The organism is Shewanella sp. (assembly GCF_048265805.1).
In the GTDB taxonomy this organism is placed as follows: Bacteria; Pseudomonadota; Gammaproteobacteria; order Enterobacterales; family Shewanellaceae; genus Shewanella.
Genome location: NZ_JBLXAT010000013.1, coordinates 1 through 25,491 on the forward strand (window position 1 = coordinate 1; position 25,491 = coordinate 25,491).

The window sequence follows — 25,491 nt, forward strand, 5'->3', positions numbered from 1 at the left end:
GGCAAGGCAGGTGATGTGCCGTGTAGTTATTCTCCACCAACAGCGCCTAACGCTGAATAAATTGCGCGCTGTCGCTGTCCGAAGGGTTCATTTAAACGCCTCCTGAACATTGTTGCGCCCAGCTTGCTTAGTTGACTAAGCGTCGCAGGCCTCGCCTCGTTCATAACGCGTTTAATTTGAACAAAAATGAAACACAAAGATAAACAGCCCCTAGGGAAGGTTGCGAACAAGTCCAGAGTGTCGTGAAGACTTATTCGCACCGTCCCTAATATTCCGTCAAATCATCTCTCTTGGCTAAACTCACTTCACCCTCTAGGGTAACCCCCGCCTGTTAACAGTGGCCGCTAAAGATGAACCTACAGCACAAAACGACAAAGCACGGTAGCGTGCGTATAGGAAAATGGCTGATATCACTCATAGCAAACATCAGACACAGCAGTAAGACGCATCAGCTGTGAATACCTAAAAATTACGCTCAGTACCATGGTGACTTGGGTTACCGCCCTATCGGCTCATACTGTGATCAATGCAAGGCAGTCAAACAGCCGTTAATGCGTTGTCTTTGATGTTGATAGTTAGGCAGCAGCTTTACGGCTAAAGTCCGATTTAGCCGCTTCTGACGCTCTTGCTGTGGAGCGAAACCGTCTCACTGTTCCAGTACGATTACGCTAGTTAGCTAACCCACAATAAAAAAGGCTGCCCGTACGTAGGCAGCCCTTTTTGAGTGCAATAAGCGCTATGGCTTACGCTTGATCGTCTTCGTTAGCACGATCCATATTCTCAGTATTTTCCAACCAAAGCGCATTGATAATGCCGAAAGAACAAGCCAGCAACAAACCCAGTATCCAAGTGAAATACCACATATTGTTTCCTCCTTAGTACAGTGAAGTGCTGTTAGCTTCAATGTGTTCACGGCTTATGCGACCGAACATCTTGAAGTAAGTCCACAGGGTGTAACTCAGAACGATTGGTACGAAGATAATCGCTACATAAGTCATCACGCTCAGTGTCATTTGGCTAGCGGTTGCATCCCACATAGTCAAACTCATGTTTGGTTGCAGTGAAGATGGCATCACGAATGGGAACATTGCTACACCACAAGTCAGAATCACACCAGCAATGGTCAGCGAGCTGAACAGGAACGCGAAACCAGCACGATTCAGGCGACTAGTCAGGAAGGTCAACGCCGCAGCGACCACCCCCAGAATTGGGAAGATCCAAGTCAGTGGGTATTTGTCGTAGTTAGCCATCCAAGCACCTGCTTGAGTGATGACTTCTTTGTTAGTTGGGTCAGACACTGCATGTCCGTCGATAGCAGAAGTGATAACATAGCCATCCATTCCGCTTACCCAGAAACCCGCAACCACAAACAGTACCAACACAACCAGTGACAGCACTTGTGCAACTTTAGACGCACGAGCACGCAACTCGCCTTCAGCCTTCATCTGCAACCAGCAAGCACCTTGTGTCATGAACATACCAACGCTGATCAAACCTGCAACCAAACCGAATGGATTCAGCAGATAAATCAAGTTCAACAACCAGTTGCTGTCGGCGCCACCGTAATATGCACGCAGGTATTCGTCGAAATGAAACGGTACACCCTGCAACAAGTTACCGAATGCAACACCGATAACCAGTGGCGGCACGAAACCACTCGCAAACAAACACCAGTCCCACGTTTTACGCCAAGTTGTTTTTTCGATTTTTGAACGGTAATCGAAGCCCACTGGACGCAACCACAAACATGCCAGTACCAAAATCATAGCTACATAGAAGCCAGAGAAAGATACCGCATACACAGTTGGGAACGCTGCAAAAAGTGCACCGCCAGCGGTGATTAACCAAACTTGGTTACCATCCCAGTGAGGTGCGATTGAGTTAATCATTACACGACGTTCAGTATCATCTTTACCAATAATAGGCAGCAATGCACCCACGCCCATATCAAAGCCATCTGTCACGGCGAAGCCGATCAGCAATACGCCGAGCAGGGCCCACCAGACAAATCTCAAAATTTCATAATCAAACATGGTCTAATCCCTCTGCTCAGGCTTCAAGTTTTTCGAAGTGATAACGGCCGGTCTTCAGTGAGCTAGGACCTTTACGTGCAAACTTGAACATCAAGAACATCTCGACAACCAACAGCACGGTGTAAAGCAATGTAGTCAGAATAATGCTGAACCACAGGTCACCGACAGTTAGGCTAGACGCTGACATGAAGGTTGGCAGCATTTCAGACACAGTCCAAGGCTGACGACCATATTCAGCAACAAACCAACCGCACTCGATGGCAATCCAAGGCAGTGGCAAGCTGAACAACGCGGCTTTTAGTACCCATTTTTTCTCTTCGATCTGGTGGCGAGTGCTCTGCCAGAATGCTGCTGCAAATACCAGCAACATAACAAAACCTAATGCAACCATCACGCGGAATGAGTAGAACAATGGCGCTACCGATGGGATAGAGTCTTTGGCAGCAGACTTGATCATCTCTTCTGTCGCATCAACCACTTTATCGGTATAAGGTTTCAGCAGCAGGCCGTAACCCAAATCGGATTTCTTCTCTTCGAAAGCAGCAACCAGTGACGCATCAGGCTCTTGACCCGCTTTCTTGGCTAAACGCAGTTGTTCCAGCAAGGCATAAGCTTTCATACCGTTACGGATACGTGCTTCGTGCTCATTCACCAAGTCATGAATACCAGTCACTTGCTCATCAACAGAACGAGTGGCGATGATACCCATAGCGTAAGGGATCTTGATAGCGAAGTTGGTTTCCATCTCGTTTTGATTTGGATAACCGAAAGCAGTGAATGAAGCAGGTGCTGGCTCGGTGTGCCATTCAGCTTCAACAGCAGCCAACTTAACGCGTTGCACTTCACCCATGCGATAACCTGATTCGTCACCCAATACGATAACTGACAGGATAGCGGCCATACCGAAACTTGCGGCTACCGCAAATGAACGGCGTGCAAACGGCAGGTCACGTTTTTTCAGAATGTAGTATGAAGAGATCGCCAGTACGAACATCGCACCAGTTACATAACCAGAGGCTACAGTGTGTACGAATTTAACCTGCGCAACAGGGTTGAACAGCAGCTCAGCAAAGCTGGTCATTTCCATACGCATGGTTTCGTAGTTGAACACTGAACCCACAGGGTTTTGCATCCAGCCGTTTGCTACCAGAATCCACAATGCAGACAAGTTAGAACCTAACGCCGTTAACCAAGTAATGGCTAAGTGCTGGCGTTTTGAGAAACGGTCCCAACCGAAGAAGAACATACCAACTAAGGTAGATTCCAAGAAGAAGGCCATCAAACCTTCGATCGCCAATGGCGCACCGAAGATATCGCCTACATAGTGAGAGTAGTATGACCAGTTAGTCCCGAACTCGAACTCCATGGTCAAACCGGTAGCAACCCCAATGGCGAAGTTGATACCGAACAATTTACCCCAAAACTTGGTCATGTCTTTATAGATTTGCTTATTGGTCATCACGTACAGTGATTCCATGATGGCCAGCATAAAAGTCATACCCAAAGTTAGGGGTACAAACAAGAAGTGATACATGGCTGTCAACGCGAATTGAAAGCGTGAAAGCTCAACAACCTCTCCAACTATCATTTGTGACTCCTTACATGGTGTACCGTCAATCAGCGTGCATCCCCATCGCTAAGAAAGACGGTGAGCAGGATAGCGTTAATTTGACATTTTGTTTTTATAAGTTCGGTCTAAGCAGGCCGAACAAACATTCCAAAATGATTCTTAGGCATCGGTTATCTTAGACCAAAGTCCAAAACAGCAATTTACCTACAAAAATTTGCACCGAATCACACTGGAAATATTTTCGTGTTATCGATCACATTTAACGCATAATGAAAAATAAACTTTTATTTATTTTTCATTAAGTTAAACATTAAACCAATCTGAATATAGCGATGATTTTATACCACTCAGCTTTGACTCAAATCAATCAAAGCCTAGAGTTTTAACGGGTTTTGCGGACAGCAACACAGTCAAAATAAAGCACCATTGACATTTAGCAAAAACAATGATAGGGAATTGTGATTTTTTGGGTTTTAATGGATTTTTCGGCGACTTAAATAAAAAAGCACCATAAACCTATCAAATATACATTTTACCTTACCGACCATACCTGAATTCATGCCACCTACACCCAGCGACACCAACTCAATATATTGTTTTTATTTATTTAAAATGCATCACAACAGAGAAAATCACATCAAACCATAAGAGCCTACCCAAACAACTTTAATCACATTAAATTCAATTTTGCTAATGTAAAATGTTTGCTAAGTTCTCAAGCCAGCAGCGTGCACTTTCAAACAATTTGTCATGCTAACTGATACGGTTCTCCGCCAATTTACGCTCACAAATTATTCATCATGCCAAGTTGATGCGAGTATGAAACAGCGTAGATAAGACACTATCTGCATGAAATTATAGGTGTTTATCCTAATCCTGCTCGTCGAGAAGGGAAAATAATGACGGTGTTAAGATAGTATGTTGTTCTATAACAAATAATTTAGATTTCACTAAGATGAAAACCGTTGTCATTTACGCGACAAGCGTCGAAAAATCAGTCCCATGTAGCGACTTTTCTATGTAACTCAACTGACGCAGTAAATAGGCTATTACAGCATTAGCGCTACAATGTAACTTGATGAATAGCAATAGTTTTAATTCATTTAACACAACAAACAAAAAGGGCAGGTAAAAATTTACCTGCCCTTTTTAACGCTCAAAAACCTTAACCGAGGTTTACTCTCGCATTACGGAACATACGCATCCACGGGCTGTCTTCGCCCCATGCATCAGGGTGCCAAGAGTTAGCAACAGTGCGGAAAACACGCTCTGGGTGCGGCATCATAATCGTCACTCGACCATCAGCCGAACTAATACCAGCCAAACCGTTTGGTGAACCGTTCGGGTTTTGTGGGTACTGGGTAGCAATAGCACCATTACCGGTCACATAACGCAGTGCGACAGTGCCGCTTTGTTCTGCCGCTTGTTGTGCTGCGCTTGAGGCGAACTCAGCGCGGCCTTCACCGTGACTTACCGCGATTGGCATACGGGAGCCCGCCATGCCGTTAAAGAACAGCGATGGGCTCTGCTGGATTTCCACCAAGCTAAAGCGCGCTTCAAAGCGTTCAGAACGGTTACGCACAAAATGTGGCCAATGTTCAGTGCCCGGAATAATCTCTTTCAGGTTTGACAGCATCTGACAACCGTTACATACGCCAAGGGCGAAGCTATCAGCACGTTCAAAGAAGCGGCTGAACTGCTCGCGCGCACGAGCGTTGAACAGAATCGATTTTGCCCAACCTTCGCCGGCGCCGAGTACGTCACCGTAGGAGAAGCCACCACAAGCCACTAAGCCGTGGAACTGTTCCAGTGACAGACGACCAGACAGAATGTCTGACATATGCACGTCAACGCTATCGAAACCAGCGCGGTCAAACGCCGCCGCCATTTCTACGTGAGAGTTAACGCCCTGCTCGCGCAGAATCGCCATTTTAGGCGCAACGCCTTTAGCAATATAAGGTGCAGCGACATCTTCCGCAGGGTCAAAGCCAAGTTTCACGGTCAAACCAGGGTCCTTAGCATCCAGTTTGATGTCGAACTCTTCTTTGGCGCATTCAGGGTTATCACGCAGCGATTGCATGCGGCAAGTGGTTTCAGACCACAGTTGACGCAGTGCCACACGGCTAGCCGCATACACTTGACGCTCACCATCAAGGATGGTCAGTTGATCATCATCGCTCAATTCAGCCACTTGATGACACGCCACACCCACAGCGTTGTATGCCGTAATAATCGCTGCAGCATCGGCTTTAGCGACTTGCAATACCGCACCCAACTCTTCGTTGAACAAACGGGCTAAATCAGAGCCAGCCAGTTCAGCCAGTTGCACTTTTAAGCCAGTGTTACCCGCGAACGCCATTTCGGTCAGAGTGGTAAACAAACCACCGTCAGAACGGTCGTGGTAAGCCATCAGCTTACGCTCAACCACCAGCTGTTGCGTGACATTGAAGAAACCTTTCAGTGCCGCTGCTGCATGCAGATCTGGGGCTTGATCGCCGAGCGCTTCAAATACTTGTGCTAAACATGAACCGCCCAAACGGGTTTCACCGTTGGCGACATCGGCCAGCAGCAATACAGTGTCACCTTTATCGGTGCGCAGCTCAGGGGTTACGGTGTTGCGCACATCGCGTACCGCACCAAAGGCAGTGATCACCAAAGACAATGGTGCAGTCACGGCTTTATCGGTGCCGTTATCTTGCCAAGCGGTCTTCATCGACATGGAGTCTTTACCCACTGGAATAGTGAGTTCTAACTCAGGACACAGCTCTTCACCGATGGCTTTTACCGCTTCATACAAACCAGCGTCTTCACCTGGGTGATTCGCTGCTGACATCCAGTTAGCGGACAGCTTGATGCGTTTCAAATCACCAATGTCAGCACCCGCGATGTTCATGATCGATTCAGCCACCGCCATACGGGCAGATGCGCCAAAGTCCAGCAGTGCCAGTGGTGTGCGCTCGCCCATCGACATTGCTTCACCCGCATAGGTATCGAAGGTTGCAGCAGTCACGGCACAGTCAGCCACGGGCACTTGCCATGGGCCAACCATTTGGTCACGGTTAACCAAGCCAGTTACGGTGCGGTCACCAATGGTGATCAGGAAGGTTTTATCCGCCACAGTCGGCAACGTCAGCACGCGCTTCACCGCTTCAGCGATATCAATCTTGTCTTCTTCAAGCGCTACACCGGTCACTTTTTGGGTGGTGGCTTCACGGCTCATTTTCGGTGCTTTACCGAGCAACACTTCCAGCGGCAGATCGATAGGTTTGTTATCGAAGTGTTCATCTGACAGGCTCAGGTGTTCTTCTGCCGTCGCTTCACCCACTACGGCGAATGGTGCGCGTTCACGCTCACAAATCGCTTTAAAGGTGTCGAGGTTTTCTGCTGCAACTGAAAGCACATAACGTTCTTGTGATTCGTTACACCAGATCTCCAACGGACTCATGCCCGGCTCATCTGATGGTACGTTGCGCAGTTCAAACTTACCGCCACGGCCAGCATCGCTTACCAGCTCAGGGAATGCGTTCGACAAACCGCCCGCGCCTACGTCGTGAATAAATTGGATTGGGTTGTCATCGCCCATCTGCCAGCAACGGTCGATCACTTCTTGGCAGCGACGTTCCATCTCTGGGTTTTCACGCTGTACAGAAGCGAAATCCAAATCTTCGCTGGATTGGCCTGATGCCATAGAAGACGCCGCACCACCGCCAAGACCGATGTTCATCGCTGGCCCACCCAGTACGATAAGCTTGGCGCCCAGTGAGATTTCACCTTTTTGCACGTGATCTTCACGGATGTTACCTAAGCCACCGGCCAACATAATTGGCTTGTGATAACCGCGCACTTCTACGCCGTTGTGGCTACACACTTCCTGCTCATAAGTGCGGAAGTAACCCACCAGCGCTGGACGACCAAATTCGTTGTTGAAGGCAGCGCCGCCCAGTGGGCCATCCATCATGATGTCAAAGGCTGAAGCGATGCGCTCAGGTTTGCCGTAGTTGCCTTCCCATGGTTGTTCAAAACCGGGGATTTTCAGGTTAGATACACTGAAACCCGTCAAACCTGCTTTAGGTTTAGAGCCACGGCCTGTTGCGCCTTCGTCACGGATTTCACCACCAGAGCCCGTTGCAGCACCCGGGAATGGGCTGATCGCGGTTGGGTGGTTGTGGGTTTCCACTTTCATCAGAATGTGGACTGGTTCGTTGTGATAACGGTAGACGCCATCGGTGTCGGCAAAGAAACGGCCCGCTTCGCAACCGGTCATCACTGCCGCGTTGTCTTTATACGCTGACAACACGTTGTCCGGCGTGGTTTCGAAGGTATTTTTAATCATTTTGAACAGCGATTTAGGCTGTACTTCACCGTCGATAGTCCAATCGGCGTTGAAGATTTTATGACGGCAGTGCTCTGAGTTAGCTTGCGCGAACATCATCAATTCGATGTCGTTCGGGTTGCGGCCCAATTTGACAAAATTTTCGACCAGATAGTCGATTTCGTCATCAGCTAGCGCCAAGCCCATATTGCGGTTGGCAACTTCCAACGCGCTGCGGCCTTGCTCCAGAATATTCACACTAATAAACGGTGCAGGCTCGGTACGGGCAAACAGCACTTGCGCATCTTCAAAGCGGTTTAAGACCACTTCCATCATGCGGTCATGCAATAAAGCAGTGACTTGAGCAAATTGACTGTCGGATATTTGGTCAGCGGTGATATAATAAGCAATGCCGCGCTCTAAGCGTTTGATTTGATTTAAACCGCAGTTATGCGCAATGTCAGTCGCTTTAGATGACCACGGGGAGATCGTTCCCGGACGAGGTGTTACAAACAGTAACTTACCTTGTGGTTCGTGGGATTCGACGCTTGGGCCATAGGCAAGCATTTTGGCCAGATTCGCTTTCGCATCGTCATTCAGTGGCGCCGTTAAATCGGCAAGGTGGATATACTCGGCGTAAATGTTACTGACAGGAAGTTCTGCAGTGGCACAAGCTTCCAATAGTTTTTGTACCCTGAAAGCAGAAAGTGCTGGGGCTCCACGGATGATCTCCATCACGTTAAATCACCTTTTTATAAAATATTTACGGGGTCAGAGGTGGCGACATTATAGGGAAATAGCGAGGGTAAATCACCTTAGTAATTGTCGAAATCGCCCCTAACTATGCTATAAACTATACAGCTCAAGGAACAGTGCGTTCATCTTGGTAAACAACCAATCATAGATGAAATATTTTTAGTAGACGTAAAAAAATAACTAATTGATTTAAAGTTATTTTTTAAGTTTTGCAACGATATTTGACATGAATTCGATTGCTTACATTTAAGAGAACCAGATTTTTGTTATGAACAAGCTGTTACCACTTCTTTTATCGCTAATATTGTTAGTCGGTTGCCAAAAGGCGGCTGACGAAGCACCTGTCGCTCAGCCGCCAAAAGTGAATACTGAGCTGAAAGTCGGCACACTTTATGGCGCCCAAATCTATGTCAGTTCCACCCGCGGTAATAGTGGGTTTGACTACGAACTGGCAGAGCGTTTTGCTGATTTTCTGCAAAAGCCACTCAACATCACGCCTTATGCCAATATTCATGAACTATATGATGCACTTGAACGTGGTGATATTGACGTTATTGCTGCGGGATTGGCCGACACGCCAGTACGCCGCGATCAATTTCGCCTCAGCCCGCCGCTTTATTACGTCAACCAAGTGGTGGTTTATCGCAATGGTTCACGCATTCCCATCGCGCCTGACAACATTGATGGCCGCATTGCAGTAGTGGCAGACTCATCGTTCGTCAACACGTTGGAGCAACTCAAGCTGGATGCGCCGAGCCTCAGCTGGGAAGAGTTACACGATAAAGACAGTGAAGAGATTTTATGCATGATTAACAGTGGCCAGTTGGATTACACCATCTCCGACTCTTCCACGATTGAGATCAATCGTCGTTTTATGCCAGAGCTGCGCGTGGGCCCCACGGTGGAGGAAGACCAACCGATTGTCTGGCTAATGCGCCGTAACGGCAGCGATCGTCTTATGAGTAAATTGCTGCATTTCTGGCATGAAGAGAAGCACGATGGCACCCTTGACCATCTGGTCGAAAAGTACTTCGGCCACGTCAAACGCTTTGATTATGTCGATACCCGTGCCTTTATGCGTGCTGTAGAACTAAAGCTGCCGCGATACCGTCACTGGTTTGAACAATATGCCGGGGAACTTGACTGGCGTAAGCTGGCCGCCGCCGCATACCAAGAATCCCATTGGGACCCGCGGGCACGTTCCCCCACGGGCGTACGTGGCATGATGATGCTGACCATTCCCACGGCGGAGCAGCTTGGCATTAGTAATCGGCTCGATCCTGAGCAAAGTATTAAAGGCGGTGCCACTTATCTCAGCAGCATTTTGCAATCTCTGCCGGCGTCGATTCCGCAAGAGGAACGCATGTGGTTTGCGCTAGCCACATACAACATCGGCTACGGTCACATTGAAGATGCGCGGATTTTAACGGAACGGTTAGGTAAAAATCCGAGTGCGTGGAAGGATGTCAAACAGGTGCTGCCATTGCTGCAAAAACGTAAGTACTACCAGCAGACTAAATATGGCTATGCGCGTGGTAATGAAGCGGTACGTTATGTAGAAAATATTCGCCGCTACTACGACACGCTCGTATGGATGGATGACCATGATGCGCAGCAACAGCTGGCCGAAAGTAGTGACAGCAGCATGGGAGAAGACAGCAGCAGTATGACCGCCGATGCCGCGACAACCACCACAGCTGGATCACCGGAATGATAGCTAAAGGTGAATTTAAACCTTAGGGCTAGCCGCCACGAAGCAGAGATGCTAACTTGGCGGCACTGTCTATTTAGGCGCCAACTCCATCATGAAACAGCGAACCATCAACCGTAGTGCCGCTCGTCGTCGTGTATTAAAGAAAGCCCATCGCAAGAGACAACACGCTCACCATCGTCTATTTAACTTTTTTCTGTATTTTGCTGAATAGCTGACGCTTGGCGCTGCTGTTTGAGCGACTTCTGCTCTTGGCGGCGCCGTTTGAAAAAGCTGCTCAGTTGGTAGGCACACGCCTCCGCTAATACGCCACTTGTCACTTGCACTTGATGGTTAAATTGCGGTTGCTGCAGCAGATCAATCACACTACCAGCCGCGCCAGTCTTCGTATCAAATGCCCCAAACACTACGCGGCCAATGCGACTATGCACCATAGCGCCAGCACACATAGCACAAGGCTCTAACGTCACGTACAAGGTGGTATCCAGTAAGCGATAGTTTTGCAGCGCCTTACCCGCCTGTTGCAAACAACGAATTTCCGCGTGGGCGGTTGGATCGTTATCAGTGATGGGCAGATTCCACCCTTCAGCAATCACCTGATTATCTTTCACCAACACCGCGCCGACGGGAACTTCACCCGCCGCTTCCGCATGCTCAGCCAACTTGAGCGCATGGCGCATCCATTGCTCATCTTCGGCTAATTGTGGGTTGGGCTTATCGGTATCAGTCATGGTGCTATTGCTGCAGAAATTTGGCGGAAGTATAACGAGTCAGCGTGACGATTGGTAGGTAGCCTCAACGGTTCAACTGTAGAATCACTTTCAACATTATGCGTGTGCAGGTAGCTAACGTTTGCATGACACTCGTGAGCCACCTGTACCAAGATGCTATTGGCTCTTAAATAGATGAGGGAACAACGCTTGTCGCTCTACCGCTGTCAACGCCGACACACGGGCAATGTTGATATCGGGAATCGCATCCGGGTTAGGATAATGCTCCAACACCTTACTCATACTGGCTTCGCGGATCAGATGGTAAATCGGATATGGCGAACGGTTGGTTAAGTTAGCCGGATCATCTTCCACCGTATTGGCAAAGCAGTAATCCGGATGGAACGTGGCGACTTGATACACACCATCCCACTTTTCTTGACGCAGCAACGCCTCAACCCAATCAATAAATTGATTGTAATCAAAGAAGTCTTGCAACATGTTTGGCACTACCACTAGCGTGGTTTCCAGCTCATCGGCGGTGTTGTTATCTAACTCGGTGAAACATTGAAACAGTTCACTCAGCAATGCTTCTTCAGTCGTCGCCTCACTCACATGAATTTGGATCTGCTTATTACGCTGTGGTTTCGCCGCAAACGGACATAGGTTTAAGCCGATGACCACACGCTCCAGCCAGTCATTTACCTCGGTCTCAATCGCATCAATATTCAGTGTGGTGCTCATAAATATCATCAGTCATTTTCAATGCGCGGAGCATAGCATAACTGCGAGCAAAGTGATGACGTTTATGCATGTACGTAAGCGCATCACACAACGGGGCGACTTTCCCTAAAAAGCACAGCGCCCCATCAAAGATGAAGCGCTGTGCTAAGTTCAAGCTAAGGACTCAGGATGACCATGCCCTTGATAGCAAGCCGAACATGTCGTCCACAGGCACACTACGCCGCCAAGCTAGTCCTAGTAACGCCAAGTGATCGATCCCATTACGTTACGTGGTGCACCAAAGTTTGCTTGCCCCCATTGCGGGCTCAAGCGGTATTTTTCATCTCCCACGTTATTGAGATTGACTGCTAACTTCAGGTTTGGCGTCAGTTGGTAACTCGCAAACAGGTCAACCAAGGCATAAGCGCCCTGCACTTCGGTATCGCCATAGTAGATTTCATTTTGCCAATTAACCACAGCCCCAACTCGCAGCCCGTCCACCATTGGCACGTTGTAAGCCGTAGCCAGCTTAAACTGTTGGGTCGGGATAAAACGGCGGGTATCAGCGCCATTGTCATCATCCACTTTCACTTGAGTATAACCGGCACTGATGTTCAGCCCCGGTAACACTTCACCGACCAACTCCAGTTCAAAACCATCACTATCGAGTGATACACCACGATAGATGTTCAGCCCAGAAACCGTGTCACGGCTAACCCACTCACCAAAATTATCCTGTGATGATTTGAACAGCGCGAGTGTCATTACCGCTTTACCAGCGAACATCTCCTGTTTAACACCCACTTCAGAGCTTTCACCACGGACAGAGCCCAGTGGCGCTAAGTTGTCATTCACCCATGGCTGGGGCGTAAACACTTCGCTATAGCTGCCGTACAGCACTGTGCCATCGAACACTTCATAGGTCAGGCCAACATAAGGGACGGTTTCGCTTTCATCGACATCCTGCGCCGCCCCGTAACTGATCCCATTTTGCTTGATATCCACCGTTCTCGCCCCTGCGACCAAGGCCAAATCATCAGTGAATTTAATCCGTGTGGAGAGGTAAAACGAATCCTGTTTCTGGTGGATATCGGTCGATTGTGTCGCGGCATCGTAGATATCAAAATCCGGCTCGGCAGTATTTCCCGCCGCCCAGTCACCACCAATCGGGGCATAGTTCCATTCGCTGGAGTAAACCGAGCGTCCGGTGAGATCGATCTCGGCGTGGTTAACGCCCACCACTAAGTCATGCTCTTGCCCCCATAATGAAAAGGTCCCGCTAACAAAGAGATCAAAAATATCCTCTTTGTCCTTGGCTTGATACAAACTCGCTTGGGCTAACAGTCCCTCTTCGGTGATAGGCTCTGGCGAACCCGACAGATAAAATGACTTCCACGCTTTATCCTGCATGTTGCGGGTGTAAATAGCTTTTGCCACCCAGTCATAGCCGATCTGCTGTTCTAATTCGACAAAGGTGCGCTGTTGCTTCACATCCTGCGCAGCCCAATCCGGTGCGGTGTTGGCAGACTCGTCATAGTCGGTCAACGAGCCATCACTGTAAAACAACGGTAACGCCCCCGATGAGTTAGCATCATTGTGGTTATCATTAATGCTATGCCCGACAGTGAGTTGAGTGGTATCTGTGAGATAACCACTAAGCACCCCATAAAAAACCGTTAACTCTTTGCCATAACGGTCAAGATAAGAGTCACCATCTTCCTTGGCTAACACCAGTCGGCCGTTCAGTTTGTCATCAATAATGGCACCAGATACATCGGCATCCACACGATATTGATTCCAGCTGCCTGCTGATGCTGATACGGCGGCGCGTGTATCAGCGGTTGGCCGCTTACGCACATAGTTAATCGTGGCCGATGGATTAGCTAACCCAGTGATCAGCCCAGTAGCACCTTTAACCACTTCGACTTGCTCGTAAATAGCGGCATCATCATGCCCTTGGGTCAATCCATAAGAAAACGGTACGCCAACCCCATCAAACTGAAAGTTTACAATGTCAAAACCACGGGCGGTGTAGTAAGTACGGCCAGTTTCTACCTGCTCTACCGTTACCCCAGGCACATAATTCAGCAGCGAATTTACCTCGCGCAAAGAAAAGTCATCAATCTGATCGCGGGAGATAACGGTAACCATTTGCGGTGTTTCCAACGCCGACAAATTCAGCTTGGTAGCTGCTTTGGTTTTATCGGGTTCACCGTAGACATAGATGGTTTCGATATTGTCAGCATCTGGAGTTTGTTCGGTTTGGGGTGTTGCAGCCAGTGCCACAGTGCTAGTGAACAGGGCCATAGATATTGAAATCGCTAAAGTGCTTTTCGCAGTATTTGTCATGAGTTCAATCCGAAACTAAGTGTTGTCCGTCAAATGTAAATGAGACGTTGTATATACATTGTAAATGAGAGTCAATCTCATTTACTAAGAGTATGAGACCTATTAACCTATTTGGATGGTTACTGCGAGAACATGCGCAATATGCAGTGCTAACGAGAGGAGGATGTCGAGTTTACGGCTTACCAGCGCGACCTTCCATGGTACAAGTGCATCAGAAAATTGCACTGTATTCCCGAGTGACTGGGGAGTTTGGGCCACGTTTTTTTTGAAAACAGTGGATTTGGCATAAAAAGCACTCAAGTGTTAGCGGCTAAACTACAACTAGAAGAAATATAGTTGCCCGCTCACACCTCGTCGACTCTGGTCAGCGAACGGGGAAATAACAATTATCGATCGTGACTAAACAAGCTTTAAATTCACGCTGGCAACCACATTTATGCAAAACATCAACATCTATTCTTCATCAATCTTTCCCCGCCGCCCCTAATCGGTCCAATCCAAAATCAAGCGATTATCGACATAGGAATCGTTCAAGTAGGAGCTCACAACCATCAGCTATCCCTCGTCAACCTAAGATTGCTAATCCTAGGTCATTTTCGGTACTAATTGACATTAGCGTACAAACCATACAGTCTAAAACAGTCGCATAAATTAACAGGGATGACTAATGCAACACTCAGTACATAAGCTGCTTTTAACCGGACTAATATTCACCTCCCCCCTTCTATACGCTGAAGACTACGATTTCACTCCCGGCCTGTGGGAAATCACCACTAAAAGCGAGGGTACACTAATAAAAGCAACCCCCGAGATGAAGCAGATGTTGGAAAAATCAGGCAGTTTGAAGCCCTTTACGTACACCAAGAAAGCATGTATCAGAAAATTTAATCTTTTTGATGATGCTAACAGTGAAGACGGCGAAAAATGTCAGAAGAATATCCAACGAATCAACGCAACTCAGGCAACGTTTGAATCAAACTGCACCAGTATTGATAGCACCACACATACCGTGGGTGAATATCATCTGAATGGAAAAACTCTCACATTCACCCAAGAATCTGAGGTTACTGAGGAAAGCATGAGTATTAAAGGCACCTTGATTGGCAACGGAAAATATCTTGGCCCTTGTAAGTAAAACTGCACCATTCCGGCCCATTTACGGGCTGGACTGACAGTCAATGCATCAGCGAAATAAACCATCAAGGCTTCCCCATTTCTTGCACTGTCCCCTTGAAGAGCTCAAACTCGATGTGGCAGAGCGTTCCGTTTTAACACCTCTGACCATTGATGCAGCTCGTCAATTACGCTTGGTGGTATTGACACAGCGTAACAACAAAAGCCCGCAAGGTAATCCCCCCTTAAATGCACCATGCAATGGTTATCGAGATCTCAAGGTAGACGGCGAGACTGTCACGTTTGAACACACTTCTTTAATCATTGATGCAGACCGCCATTTGCGCTTGGTGATTTATGCGAAGAGTGAACATGACTAATTAACGAAAGGGTAAGTTATGCTTAGAAGGGCAAAAGCAATTTGCCCTTCTAATCTCAAATTACGCGTCAGCACCACCTAGAACTTTGTCTAGTTGCATTTCTGTCAAAACACGGTCTTGAATAGGTTGTTTGACAGCGTTAATTTCATCCACCCCCCAAACCAAGCCAACAGGTGTGCGTGTTGGGCGCTTACCAGCAGGCATGTCTGCCAGAGCTAAATAAGCATCTACGACCATTTGTGGATTAGGGGCTTGATCGCTCTGCATAAATTTACCGAATTCTTCGAACATGGTGGCTGGGATGTTTGCCAATTCACCGTAGCTGTCCAGTATGTCTGTACGTGATGGTTGTTGTCCTGATGCACTTAAACCTGTTGGGAATGGACCAGGTTGTACGATGGCGACATCGATACCAAATGGCGCTACTTCGTAGCGTAAACCTTGAAGGTAGCCTTCTAAAGCATGTTTGGTTGCTGCGTAGGTAGAGAAATACGGAGCAGAAATTTGGCCAACCATGGATGAGGTGCTGATGATAAGACCAGATTTAGCTTCACGCATCGCAGGTAAAACAGCCAGAATAGTGCGCATAGCACCATAGTAGTTGGTTTCCATCTGCTCGCGCGCTTGGTCAATACTAAATGCTTCGGTAATACCAAGGTACATTACGCCAGCATTGTTTAGCAAAACATCAATTTTCCCCGCTTTATTTAGTACGCTTGCAATGGCGTTTTTGACTGATTCGTCGTTGGTAACATCCATATCAACAACTTGAATTGAATCGCTATAGGCTTCCAGCTCTGCCTTAACGACTGCATTTTTGCCTTCTGAACCGCGCATGGTGGCAAACACTTGGTAGCCTTTATCGGCAAAATCTTTTACTGATTGTTGACCAAAGCCACTACTGCTTCCTGTAATAACAATGCTTTTTTTTGTATTGCTCATTTTTCTTTCCTATTCGGTTTGCCAATTAAGTACCAGTCGGTACAATAAGCGCAAAAGAATAGTATGTCAAATTAAGATACTGGGCGGTATTAAAATGAGTTTGGACCCAACTAAGCCTTCACGGGGGCGACCAAAAACCCTAGATCGCGATTATGTTTTGGATGTCGCAATGAATTCTTATTGGAAAGAAAACATAGGCACTTTGTCTCTTAATGAAATTTGCAGGAGGTCTGGTGTATCAAAGCCTGGTCTTTATCGTGAGTTTTCAAATGAAGATGGCTTGATGAAGGCTGTACTGATCAGGTATCAAGAACAAGTGTTAAATCCTGTACAGCTGATGCTAAACAGCGAAATGCCGTTTCGAGAAGCGCTTGATAACCTTGTGTCATTTGCCACCTCTGCCAGTTGTCATCATGAGTCCCCAAATGGCTGCCTTTTTATAAAAATGCGTGAGTCGCGAATGCACTTAGGCGAAGCAACACTCGCACAAGTTGATTTTCTTGAGGAGCAAGGTTTATCTACTTTCAAAGAATGGGTAAAACGTTCAAAGGACAAAGGAGAGTTTTCTGCAGATATGTCTCCAGAGTTTGCAGCTACCTATATCGATGCACAGCTAATTAATGCTTCGACACTGCTGGCTCATGGAGAAGATCCTCAAACGGTGAAGAAGATACTATTCGTTGCTTTTTCCATGTTGGGGTAACGCTTACGTCAGTTCAGAATTGCTGCAATAAGAACGGATTTTTACATAGGTTGACCTTTCCAAGCATTTAGTGTCAACCGATCCTTGTTCTATACTCAGCTCGCAGGCTCCAATGTATCCAATGCGGCTAGCTTTGAAAGAATATTGACTGCATCGGGGATTTTATCCTTGTGAGTATTTCCATAACCAATGACGAGTCCGCGATGATTGCCGTGATCCCCACTATAAAATGTAGACAGCGCATGTACCGCAATACCGAATTCCTGTGCTTTTTTAGCAATATATTTATCATCGAGAGTTGCTGGTAACTGTAATGTCTAATGCATGCCAGCAAAGCCACCAAGAATCCAATCTTCCGGAAAATATTGAGAAAGCACAGTCCTCAGCACTTGCTGTCGCTCCCTATAAATACGCTTCATCCGGCCAAGATGGCGTCCAAATTCACCAGACGTCATAAAATTTCTGAAAACCAACAATCATTATCCCCATAAAAAAGTGCCAGTCAGTAAAACTGACTGGCACTTTTTTAGCTTAAGGCTTTAATCGCTATTGATAGCGAGCCCTACTCCCACTCGATCGTCGCTGGTGGCTTACCAGAGATATCGTAAACTACACGAGAGATGCCATTCACTTCGTTGATGATACGGTTAGACACCTTACCTAAGAAGTCATATGGCAAGTGCGCCCAGTGAGCGGTCATAAAGTCGATGGTTTCAACTGCGCGCAGTGACACAACCCAATCGTACTTACGGCCATCGCCCATCACGCCTACAGAACGAACTGGCAAAAACACGGTAAATGCTTGCGATACTTTGTTGTAAAGATCCGCAGCATGCAACTCTTCAATGAAGATAGCATCAGCGCGACGCAGCAAGTCACAGTATTCTTTCTTGATTTCGCCAAGAACGCGTACGCCCAAACCAGGACCTGGGAATGGGTGACGGTACAGCATGTCGTATGGCAGACCCAGTTCCAAACCGATCTTACGCACTTCGTCTTTAAACAGTTCACGCAGTGGTTCAACCAAGCCCATCTTCATATTATCTGGCAATCCACCAACGTTATGGTGTGACTTAATCACATGCGCTTTACCGGTTTTAGACGCGGCAGATTCGATAACGTCTGGGTAGATAGTACCTTGTGCCAACCATTTTGCATTTTCGAGTTTGTGTGATTCTTCATCAAACACTTCGACGAATACGCGACCGATGGTTTTACGTTTTTCTTCTGGATCAGCTTTGCCTTCCAGTGCTTTCAAGAAGCGTTCTTCAGCATCAACGTGCACGATGTTCAGGCCGAATTTATCACCGAACATATCCAGCACTTGTTGTGCTTCATTCAAGCGCAGTAGGCCGTTATCCACAAATACGCAGGTCAGCTTGTCGCCGATGGCTTGGTGAACCAACATAGCCACCACAGAAGAGTCGACACCGCCTGACAGCCCAAGGATCACTTCATCATTACCCACTTGCTCTTTGATACGAGCAACAGCGTCTTTGATAATTGATTCAGAGGTCCACAGACGCTCACAACCACAAGCGCCCATCACAAAGTTTTCCAGCATTTTCATGCCTTGTTTTGAGTGAGTCACTTCTGGGTGAAATTGTACGCCGTAGTATTTTTTCTCTTCGTTGGCCATTGCCGCATATGGGCAGGTATCAGTTGAACCGATAGTGACGAAGTCGGCAGGGATCTCCACCACTTTATCGCCATGGCTCATCCAAACGTCCAGCAGTGGCTTGCCATCTTCGGCGGTCGCATCTTGCAAACCTGCAAACAGTGCTGATTCACCAACCACTTTAACTTGGGCGTAGCCAAATTCACGTTCGTTAGAACCAGCAACTTTACCCCCCAGTTGCTCAGCCATGGTTTGCATGCCGTAGCATACACCCAACACTGGCACACCTGAGTCAAACACGTATTGCGGTGCACGAGGAGAGTTTTCTTCGGTCACACTTTCTGGGCCGCCAGAAAGAATAATCCCGTCTGGGTTGAATTCGCGAATATCCGCTTCATCGACATCCCAGCTCCACAGTTCACAGTAAACGCCGATTTCACGTACTCGACGTGCAACCAGTTGAGTATATTGCGAGCCGAAATCTAGGATAAGAATTCGTTGGTCATGAATATTGCTCATTGAAAACCTTTATTTCGATTTAAGTGAAGCCGTGGTAAATGACCACGGCTTGAAAGCATCAAATAGTATTACCGGACTAACAAATTAGCCGCGGTTGTTATAGTTAGGTGCTTCTTTGGTGATAGTCACATCATGTACGTGTGATTCACCCATGCCCGCTGCGGTCACTTTCACAAACTGTGCTTTTTCGTTCAAGTCTTTGATGGTAGCGCAACCAGTCAAGCCCATGCATGAACGCAGACCGCCCATGTGTTGGTGGATAAGCTCTTTGATTTTACCTTTGTAAGGAACGCGACCTTCGATACCTTCTGGTACCAATTTGTCAGCAGCGTTATCGCTTTGGAAGTAACGATCTGAAGAACCTTTAGACATGGCGCCTAATGAACCCATGCCACGGTAAGATTTGTAGGCACGGCCTTGGTACAGTTCAACTTCACCTGGTGCTTCTTCAGTCCCCGCGAACATTGAACCCGCCATGATGCATGATGCACCAGCAGCCAGTGCTTTTGCCAAATCACCTGAGTAACGGATACCGCCATCAGCGATAACCGGAATGTTCAAGTGTTTCACCGCTTCAACCGCATCAGATACGGCGGTAATTTGTGGTACACCCACACCAGTCACGATACGCGTAGTACAGATTGAGCCAGGGCCGATACCGACTTTAACGGCACTTACGCCTGCTTCTGCCAGTGCCAAAGCACCTTCTGCAGTTGCTACGTTACCACCAACGATTTGCAGATCTGGGTATTTAGCGCGTGCATCACGAATACGTTGCAGTACCCCTTCTGAGTGGCCGTGTGATGAGTCAATCAACAGCACGTCAACGCCAGCTTTTACTAGGGCGTCAATACGCTCTTCGTTACCAGCACCAGCACCTACTGCAGCCCCCACGCGCAGACGACCGAACTCGTCTTTACATGCGTTTGGTTTACGCTCTGCTTTTTGGAAGTCTTTAACCGTCATCATGCCTTTCAGCTTGAAGTTGTCATCCACAACCAGCACTTTTTCGATACGATTAGCGTGCATCAGTTGCTGCACTTCATCGCGTTTCGTACCTTCTTTCACTGTCACCAAGCGAGATTTAGGCGTCATTACCGCTTCAACAGTTTTGCTCCAATCAGTCACAAAACGTACGTCACGGCCAGTGATAATCCCCACTAACTCATTGGCACCGTTAACCACAGGGAAACCAGCAAAGCCGCATTTCTCACTCAGGGTTTTCAGTTCAGTTAGGGTAGTTTCTGGAGTAACAGTCACAGGTTGCTGAACGACGCCCGCTTCGTAACTTTTTACTTTGCGAACTTCTTCAGCTTGAGCATCGATGCTCATGTTTTTGTGGATAAAACCAACGCCGCCTTCCTGCGCCATTGCAATGGCCAGTCTAGCTTCTGTTACGGTGTCCATCGCGGCAGAAACCAATGGAATGTTCAACTCGATAGTATTCGTTAGACGAGTCTTCAAGCTGGCAGTGTTGGGGAGGACGGTGGAGTGCGCCGGCACCAATAACACGTCGTCAAAGGTAAGCGCTTCTTTGATTAATCTTAGCATTGCAACATCTCCCCTTAGATAAGGATACAAGTGAAATATGAGGTGAAATATTGCGGCGGCATTATACCTTGCAAGCGAGGTGCCGTAAATGGACAATAGCTAAAATTTTTTATGCGTTAGCACACACGTTATGGCAGCCAGTGAACAACAAATCTACAGTGTCTCACGTTTGAACGGAGAAGTACGCCATCTGTTAGAGTCACAATTGGGCCGAATTTGGCTCTCTGGTGAGATCTCTAACCTGATTATGGCCAGCTCTGGTCACTGGTATCTCACACTCAAAGATAACTACTCACAAGTGCGCTGTGCCATGTTCCGTGGCAAAAACCAGCAAGTGCGCTTTCGTCCAGTTAATGGTCAACAAGTGTTAGTGCGCGCCAATATCAGCGTGTATGAACCACGCGGTGATTATCAGTTAATCATCGACTCCATGCAGCCAGCGGGCGATGGATTGTTGGCTCAACAGTTTGAAGCACTAAAAATGAAACTGGCAGCCGAGGGGCTGTTCAGTGTTGAGCACAAGCAACCGCTGCCAAGTCATGTACGCCGCATTGGCGTGATCACCTCTCCTAGCGGCGCCGCCATCCGTGATGTACTGCATGTGCTAAAACGCCGTGATCCGTCGCTGGAAGTGGTTATCTACCCCACCCAAGTGCAAGGCGATGCTGCCATCGGCCAGATTGCTAACGCCATTCGCTTGGCCAACGCCCGTAACGAGGTTGATGTGCTGTTGCTGACCCGCGGTGGCGGTAGCTTAGAAGACTTATGGTGCTTTAACAGCGAAACCGTCGCGCGCGAAATGTTTGCTAGTCAGTTGCCAATCGTATCCGCCGTCGGCCACGAGGTCGATACATCGATCAGTGATTACGTTGCCGATGTACGCGCCCCCACCCCTTCCGCTGGCGCTGAACTGTTATCGGGTGACCGTCAAGACAAACAGGTGCGTTTACAACAACTGCAACTACGGTTACGCCAAAGTTGGGCGCATTATCGGCTTAACCGTCAGCAGCTGCTGCAGCAATATGACTACCGCTTACAGCGCCAAGATCCGCAGCGCCAGTTGCAGTTGCTGACCCAACGATTTGATGAGCAGCAACTCAAGCTCAACAACGCGATGCAACGCCTACTTACCCGCGAGAGTAATCAGTTACAGCGACTTGAGGGACGCTTAACAGCGCAGCACCCGAAACATCAACTCAATTACAGTCAGCAGCAGTTGCAACACCTTCAACACAAGCTAACCCAGCTGATGCAGCACCAATTAAGCCAAGCAGACAATCGTGTACAACGGGCAGCCCATTCGTTGCATAGCGTCAGTCCGCTCGCCACCTTGAGCCGAGGTTACAGCATCAGTAAAAATGCCGATGACCAAGTCATTAATGCTGCCGACAGTTTACAGGTAGGTGATGAGATGAAAACCATGCTCAAACAGGGCACGGTTTATTCTAACGTGACCAAAATCGAGCCATAACGTTGCTAGCGGGTGTTGACCCTAGGAGCTGTTGACCTTGGCTATTTTTTTAGCATTGTGAAGCAAGCATGCCCAGTAACGCTGAGTCAATTCTGCAAGTGGTTCAGCGGCCCCCTTCAGGCAGCAACCATGCGCTATTTATTCGCGTTAGCTGCGGTTGGTAAAGAAACGATCAGGTAGTTCTCCTGCGTTGGTGAACTCACGCCTAAGCGCTGCAACGATCAAAGCCCTAGCGTGTTAAAGCTTAGGCATAAAAAACGCTGGCAGCTGGCCAGCGTTTTTATTTGCAGCGATTAACCTTTACGGTTTTTAATCGCGCCCAGCATACGTTGCCGTTGGCGCGCTTGACTCAAAGTGAGCTTTTCCACTTTGCCTTCAAACGGGTTATCACCCTCTTGGAAGCGCATCTGAATTGGCGAACCAACCACGTTCAACGACTTACGATAGTAGTTAGTCATATAACGCTTGTAGGAGTCAGGCAGACGCGATACTTGGTTACCGTGCACCACAATCACAGGTGGGTTATAACCGCCGATATGGGCGTATTTCAGCTTCACACGGCGACCATTAATCAATGGAGGCTGATGGTCATCTTGCGCCATCTGCATAATCTTGGTCAGCTTAGACGTGCTCACGCGACGAGTCGCGCTCTCATAAGCTTCGTTGATTGACTCAAACAGGTGACCAACACCAGTGCCGTGCAACGCCGAGATAAAGTGAATTCGAGCAAAGTCGATAAAGCCTAAACGACGGTCCAACTCGCTTTTCACACGGTCTTTAATGTCGCTATCGATACCGTCCCACTTGTTCACGGCAATCACCAGCGCACGGCCGGCATTGAGGGCGAAACCCAGCAAGCCGAGGTCTTGCTCAGCAATCCCTTCACGTGCATCAACAACCAGCAAGACCACGTTGGCATCTTCAACCGCTTTCAGGGTTTTCACTACTGAGAATTTTTCCACGGTGTCATGCACGCGCGCGCGGCGACGAACCCCTGCGGTGTCGATGATGACATATTCTTGTTCATCGCGTTGCATCGGAATATACACCGAGTCTCGGGTCGTGCCCGGTTGGTCATACACCACTACCCGCTCTTCACCAAGAATGCGGTTAGTCAGTGTCGATTTACCCACGTTAGGTTTACCGATGATGGCAAATTTGATCGGCAGTGCGCGCAAACGCTCCTGCTCTGATTCGGCTTCTTCTTCGGTGTACAGACGCTCGTCAACCAACGCTTCGTCGGCCTCATCGCCCTCTTCACTGACCTCTTCGGCGTATGGTGCTAACACGTGTTCAATCAGTTGTGTTACACCACGGCCATGTGCAGCTGCCATCTGGTAGACATCACCAAGACCAAGAGCCCAAAACTCAGCAGAAGCGGAATCACCATCGATGCCATCCACTTTGTTAGCCACGACGAAAGTCACCTTCTCGCGTGAGCGCAGATGCTGTGCAATTGCTTGGTCTGCTGCGGTAAGGCCTGCACGTGCGTCGGTCAAAAACAGTACCACATCCGCTTCTTCAATCGCCGCTAGCGATTGTTCAGCCATTTTGGTCTCAATGCCTTCTTCGGTGCCGTCGATACCGCCGGTATCTACCACAATAAATTCATGACCTGACAAAAATGCCTGACCATATTTACGGTCTCTGGTCAGTCCGGGGAAATCGGCCACAAGGGCATCACGTGTGCGCGTCAACCGGTTAAACAGGGTCGACTTGCCAACGTTTGGGCGCCCTACCAGGGCAACGACAGGAATCATGGATTTCCTCTTCATCTTTAAAACAACAAAAAGCCTTCGGAACAACTCCCGAAGGCTTCGTAACTGAGCAAGGTGCTCCTTACGGGAGAGTAATCACGGCAATCTTGCCGGAACGTCCTTGCACGTAAATTTTATCATCAACCACGATAGGTTGAGAGTATAAACCATCGCTATCAATAGAGATACGACCTACCAACTTACCGGTTTCGCGATCGAAGAAGTGCAAATAGCCTTCAAAATCCCCCGCGACGATGTAGTTGCGGTATACCGCTGGCGAGGTTAAATCACGGTTTAGCAGCTCGGCGTTGCTCCAACGCTCCTGCCCTGTACGACGATCCACTGCGTATACACGGCTGTGATCATCTACCAAGAACAGGTCCAAACCTGATGACGCCAGCTCGTGGAAACTGGAATATTTACGTGACCAAACCACACGACCACTACGCATCTCGATACTGGCAAGGTTGCCATTGTAACTGACTGCATAAACATTCTCACCCAAAAGCAGCGGTGTCATGTCAACATCGGCCATACGGGAGAATTCATTGCCGCCTTTTGGCGTGTAAACTGGCGCTTCCCATGCTGGTTGACCATTAGATTTGATCACTACCACCACTTTACCGTCAGCAGTGCCAACAAATAAGCCACCTTCAGCGTAAGCTGGCGTGCTAGTGCCACGCAGTGTCAAACTTGGCATGTTGGACTCGTAGCTCCACAGTTTTTCACCGGTGTCGATGTTAAATGCGTCCAAGGTACCCTTGCCGCTATTCACTGCCACGATATCTTCAGCCGCGACTGGACGAGAGAGCAATTCACCACTGGCTTGAGCATGCCAAGCGACGGAGCCGTCTTCAACGTTCAATGCGACTAACAAGCCACTTTCGCCACCCACAAACAGTTTATTTTGTGCGGCAGTCAAACCACCGGCTAAACGCGCACCTAAGGTTTGCTTGAGGGCTGAATCGTCAAACAGGTCTTCAAAATCTACCGACCAAATTTCATCACCGGTTTTTTCATCAAAGGCAGTCACAACGCCGTCACGTGAGGCAACAAACACTTTGCCGTAGCGAACTTCAGGTCGTAAGCGAGAGAAATAATCGCCGACACCATCTCCCACTGAATCACTCCACACGACATCAGGTTCAATCGTTTGTTGAATGTCTGGCAGTTCGTTAACGACGATCTCTTCATCGTTAGACGCACAACCACCTAACAAAGCGACTGCTAAACCACCGGCCAGCAGAGTTTTACACCATAACTTCATTGGCGA

General features: G+C 48.2%; 17 protein-coding genes. 5 read left to right on the forward strand and 12 right to left on the reverse strand.

Annotated features, from left to right (window positions below):
- Nucleotides 1-743: 743 nt before the first annotated feature.
- The 4 genes from cydX to purL form a co-directional block, all read right to left on the reverse strand.
- Nucleotides 744-863 (reverse strand): cytochrome bd-I oxidase subunit CydX, encoded by a 120-nt coding sequence (gene cydX, locus ACN0TT_RS10570; protein WP_417762116.1) that lies wholly within the window; start codon nt 861-863, stop codon nt 744-746.
- A gap of 12 nt (nt 864-875) precedes the next feature.
- Nucleotides 876-2,033, reverse strand: a complete 1,158-nt coding sequence (gene cydB, locus ACN0TT_RS10575) for a cytochrome d ubiquinol oxidase subunit II (protein ID WP_417762117.1) — start codon at nt 2,031-2,033, stop codon at nt 876-878.
- Between the two features lie 16 nt (nt 2,034-2,049).
- Nucleotides 2,050-3,621 (reverse strand): cytochrome ubiquinol oxidase subunit I, encoded by a 1,572-nt coding sequence (locus ACN0TT_RS10580; RefSeq protein ID WP_417762118.1) that lies wholly within the window; start codon nt 3,619-3,621, stop codon nt 2,050-2,052.
- 1,147 nt (nt 3,622-4,768) lie between these two features.
- A complete protein-coding gene (purL, locus tag ACN0TT_RS10585; RefSeq protein ID WP_417762232.1) occupies nt 4,769-8,650 on the reverse strand; it encodes a phosphoribosylformylglycinamidine synthase in 3,882 nt (1,293 codons plus the stop codon).
- Between the two features lie 289 nt (nt 8,651-8,939).
- On the opposite strand from purL, the gene mltF reads away from it, so the two are divergent.
- The gene (mltF, locus tag ACN0TT_RS10590) at nt 8,940-10,385 is read left to right on the forward strand and encodes a membrane-bound lytic murein transglycosylase MltF (RefSeq protein ID WP_417762119.1); all 1,446 of its coding nucleotides are present in this window, start codon (nt 8,940-8,942) and stop codon (nt 10,383-10,385) included.
- 182 nt (nt 10,386-10,567) lie between these two features.
- Here the strand turns inward: mltF and tadA are convergent, their stop codons facing one another.
- The 3 genes from tadA to ACN0TT_RS10605 all read right to left on the reverse strand — a co-directional run bounded on the left by tadA (nt 10,568) and on the right by ACN0TT_RS10605 (nt 14,164).
- On the reverse strand, nt 10,568-11,113 hold the full coding sequence (tadA, locus tag ACN0TT_RS10595) for a tRNA adenosine(34) deaminase TadA (RefSeq protein ID WP_417762120.1): 546 nt from the start codon (nt 11,111-11,113) through the stop codon (nt 10,568-10,570).
- 156 nt (nt 11,114-11,269) lie between these two features.
- Nucleotides 11,270-11,836, reverse strand: coding sequence for a DUF1415 domain-containing protein (locus ACN0TT_RS10600; RefSeq protein WP_417762121.1), 567 nt, complete (start codon nt 11,834-11,836; stop codon nt 11,270-11,272).
- Between the two features lie 234 nt (nt 11,837-12,070).
- Entirely contained in the window at nt 12,071-14,164 is a 2,094-nt protein-coding gene (locus ACN0TT_RS10605) for a TonB-dependent siderophore receptor (RefSeq protein WP_417762122.1), read from the reverse strand.
- A gap of 667 nt (nt 14,165-14,831) precedes the next feature.
- On the opposite strand from ACN0TT_RS10605, the gene ACN0TT_RS10610 reads away from it, so the two are divergent.
- The gene (locus ACN0TT_RS10610) at nt 14,832-15,299 is read left to right on the forward strand and encodes a DUF3617 domain-containing protein (protein ID WP_417762123.1); all 468 of its coding nucleotides are present in this window, start codon (nt 14,832-14,834) and stop codon (nt 15,297-15,299) included.
- A 43-nt stretch (nt 15,300-15,342) separates the two neighbouring features.
- Nucleotides 15,343-15,657, forward strand: coding sequence for a hypothetical protein (locus ACN0TT_RS10615; protein WP_417762124.1), 315 nt, complete (start codon nt 15,343-15,345; stop codon nt 15,655-15,657).
- Nucleotides 15,658-15,717: 60 nt separating this feature from the next.
- Here the strand turns inward: ACN0TT_RS10615 and ACN0TT_RS10620 are convergent, their stop codons facing one another.
- On the reverse strand, nt 15,718-16,599 hold the full coding sequence (locus ACN0TT_RS10620; protein ID WP_417762125.1) for an SDR family oxidoreductase: 882 nt from the start codon (nt 16,597-16,599) through the stop codon (nt 15,718-15,720).
- A 169-nt stretch (nt 16,600-16,768) separates the two neighbouring features.
- On the opposite strand from ACN0TT_RS10620, the gene ACN0TT_RS10625 reads away from it, so the two are divergent.
- Entirely contained in the window at nt 16,769-17,302 is a 534-nt protein-coding gene (locus ACN0TT_RS10625; protein WP_417762126.1) for a TetR/AcrR family transcriptional regulator, read from the forward strand.
- A gap of 562 nt (nt 17,303-17,864) precedes the next feature.
- On the opposite strand, the gene guaA is transcribed toward ACN0TT_RS10625, so the two are convergent.
- Both guaA and guaB read right to left on the reverse strand, forming a co-directional pair.
- Complete coding sequence (guaA, locus tag ACN0TT_RS10630; protein ID WP_417762127.1) at nt 17,865-19,439, reverse strand: glutamine-hydrolyzing GMP synthase; 1,575 nt, start codon at nt 19,437-19,439, stop codon at nt 17,865-17,867.
- 84 nt (nt 19,440-19,523) lie between these two features.
- Entirely contained in the window at nt 19,524-20,990 is a 1,467-nt protein-coding gene (gene guaB, locus ACN0TT_RS10635) for an IMP dehydrogenase (RefSeq protein ID WP_417762128.1), read from the reverse strand.
- Between the two features lie 130 nt (nt 20,991-21,120).
- Here guaB and xseA point away from each other — a divergent pair, with 130 nt between their 5' ends.
- Nucleotides 21,121-22,461, forward strand: coding sequence for an exodeoxyribonuclease VII large subunit (gene xseA, locus ACN0TT_RS10640; protein WP_417762129.1), 1,341 nt, complete (start codon nt 21,121-21,123; stop codon nt 22,459-22,461).
- Nucleotides 22,462-22,754: 293 nt separating this feature from the next.
- On the opposite strand, the gene der is transcribed toward xseA, so the two are convergent.
- Nucleotides 22,755-24,221: a ribosome biogenesis GTPase Der gene (der, locus tag ACN0TT_RS10645; protein WP_417762130.1), complete on the reverse strand. Its 1,467-nt coding sequence runs from the start codon at nt 24,219-24,221 to the stop codon at nt 22,755-22,757.
- Nucleotides 24,222-24,300: 79 nt separating this feature from the next.
- Nucleotides 24,301-25,485: an outer membrane protein assembly factor BamB gene (gene bamB, locus ACN0TT_RS10650; protein ID WP_417762131.1), complete on the reverse strand. Its 1,185-nt coding sequence runs from the start codon at nt 25,483-25,485 to the stop codon at nt 24,301-24,303.
- Nucleotides 25,486-25,491 lie beyond the last annotated feature (6 nt).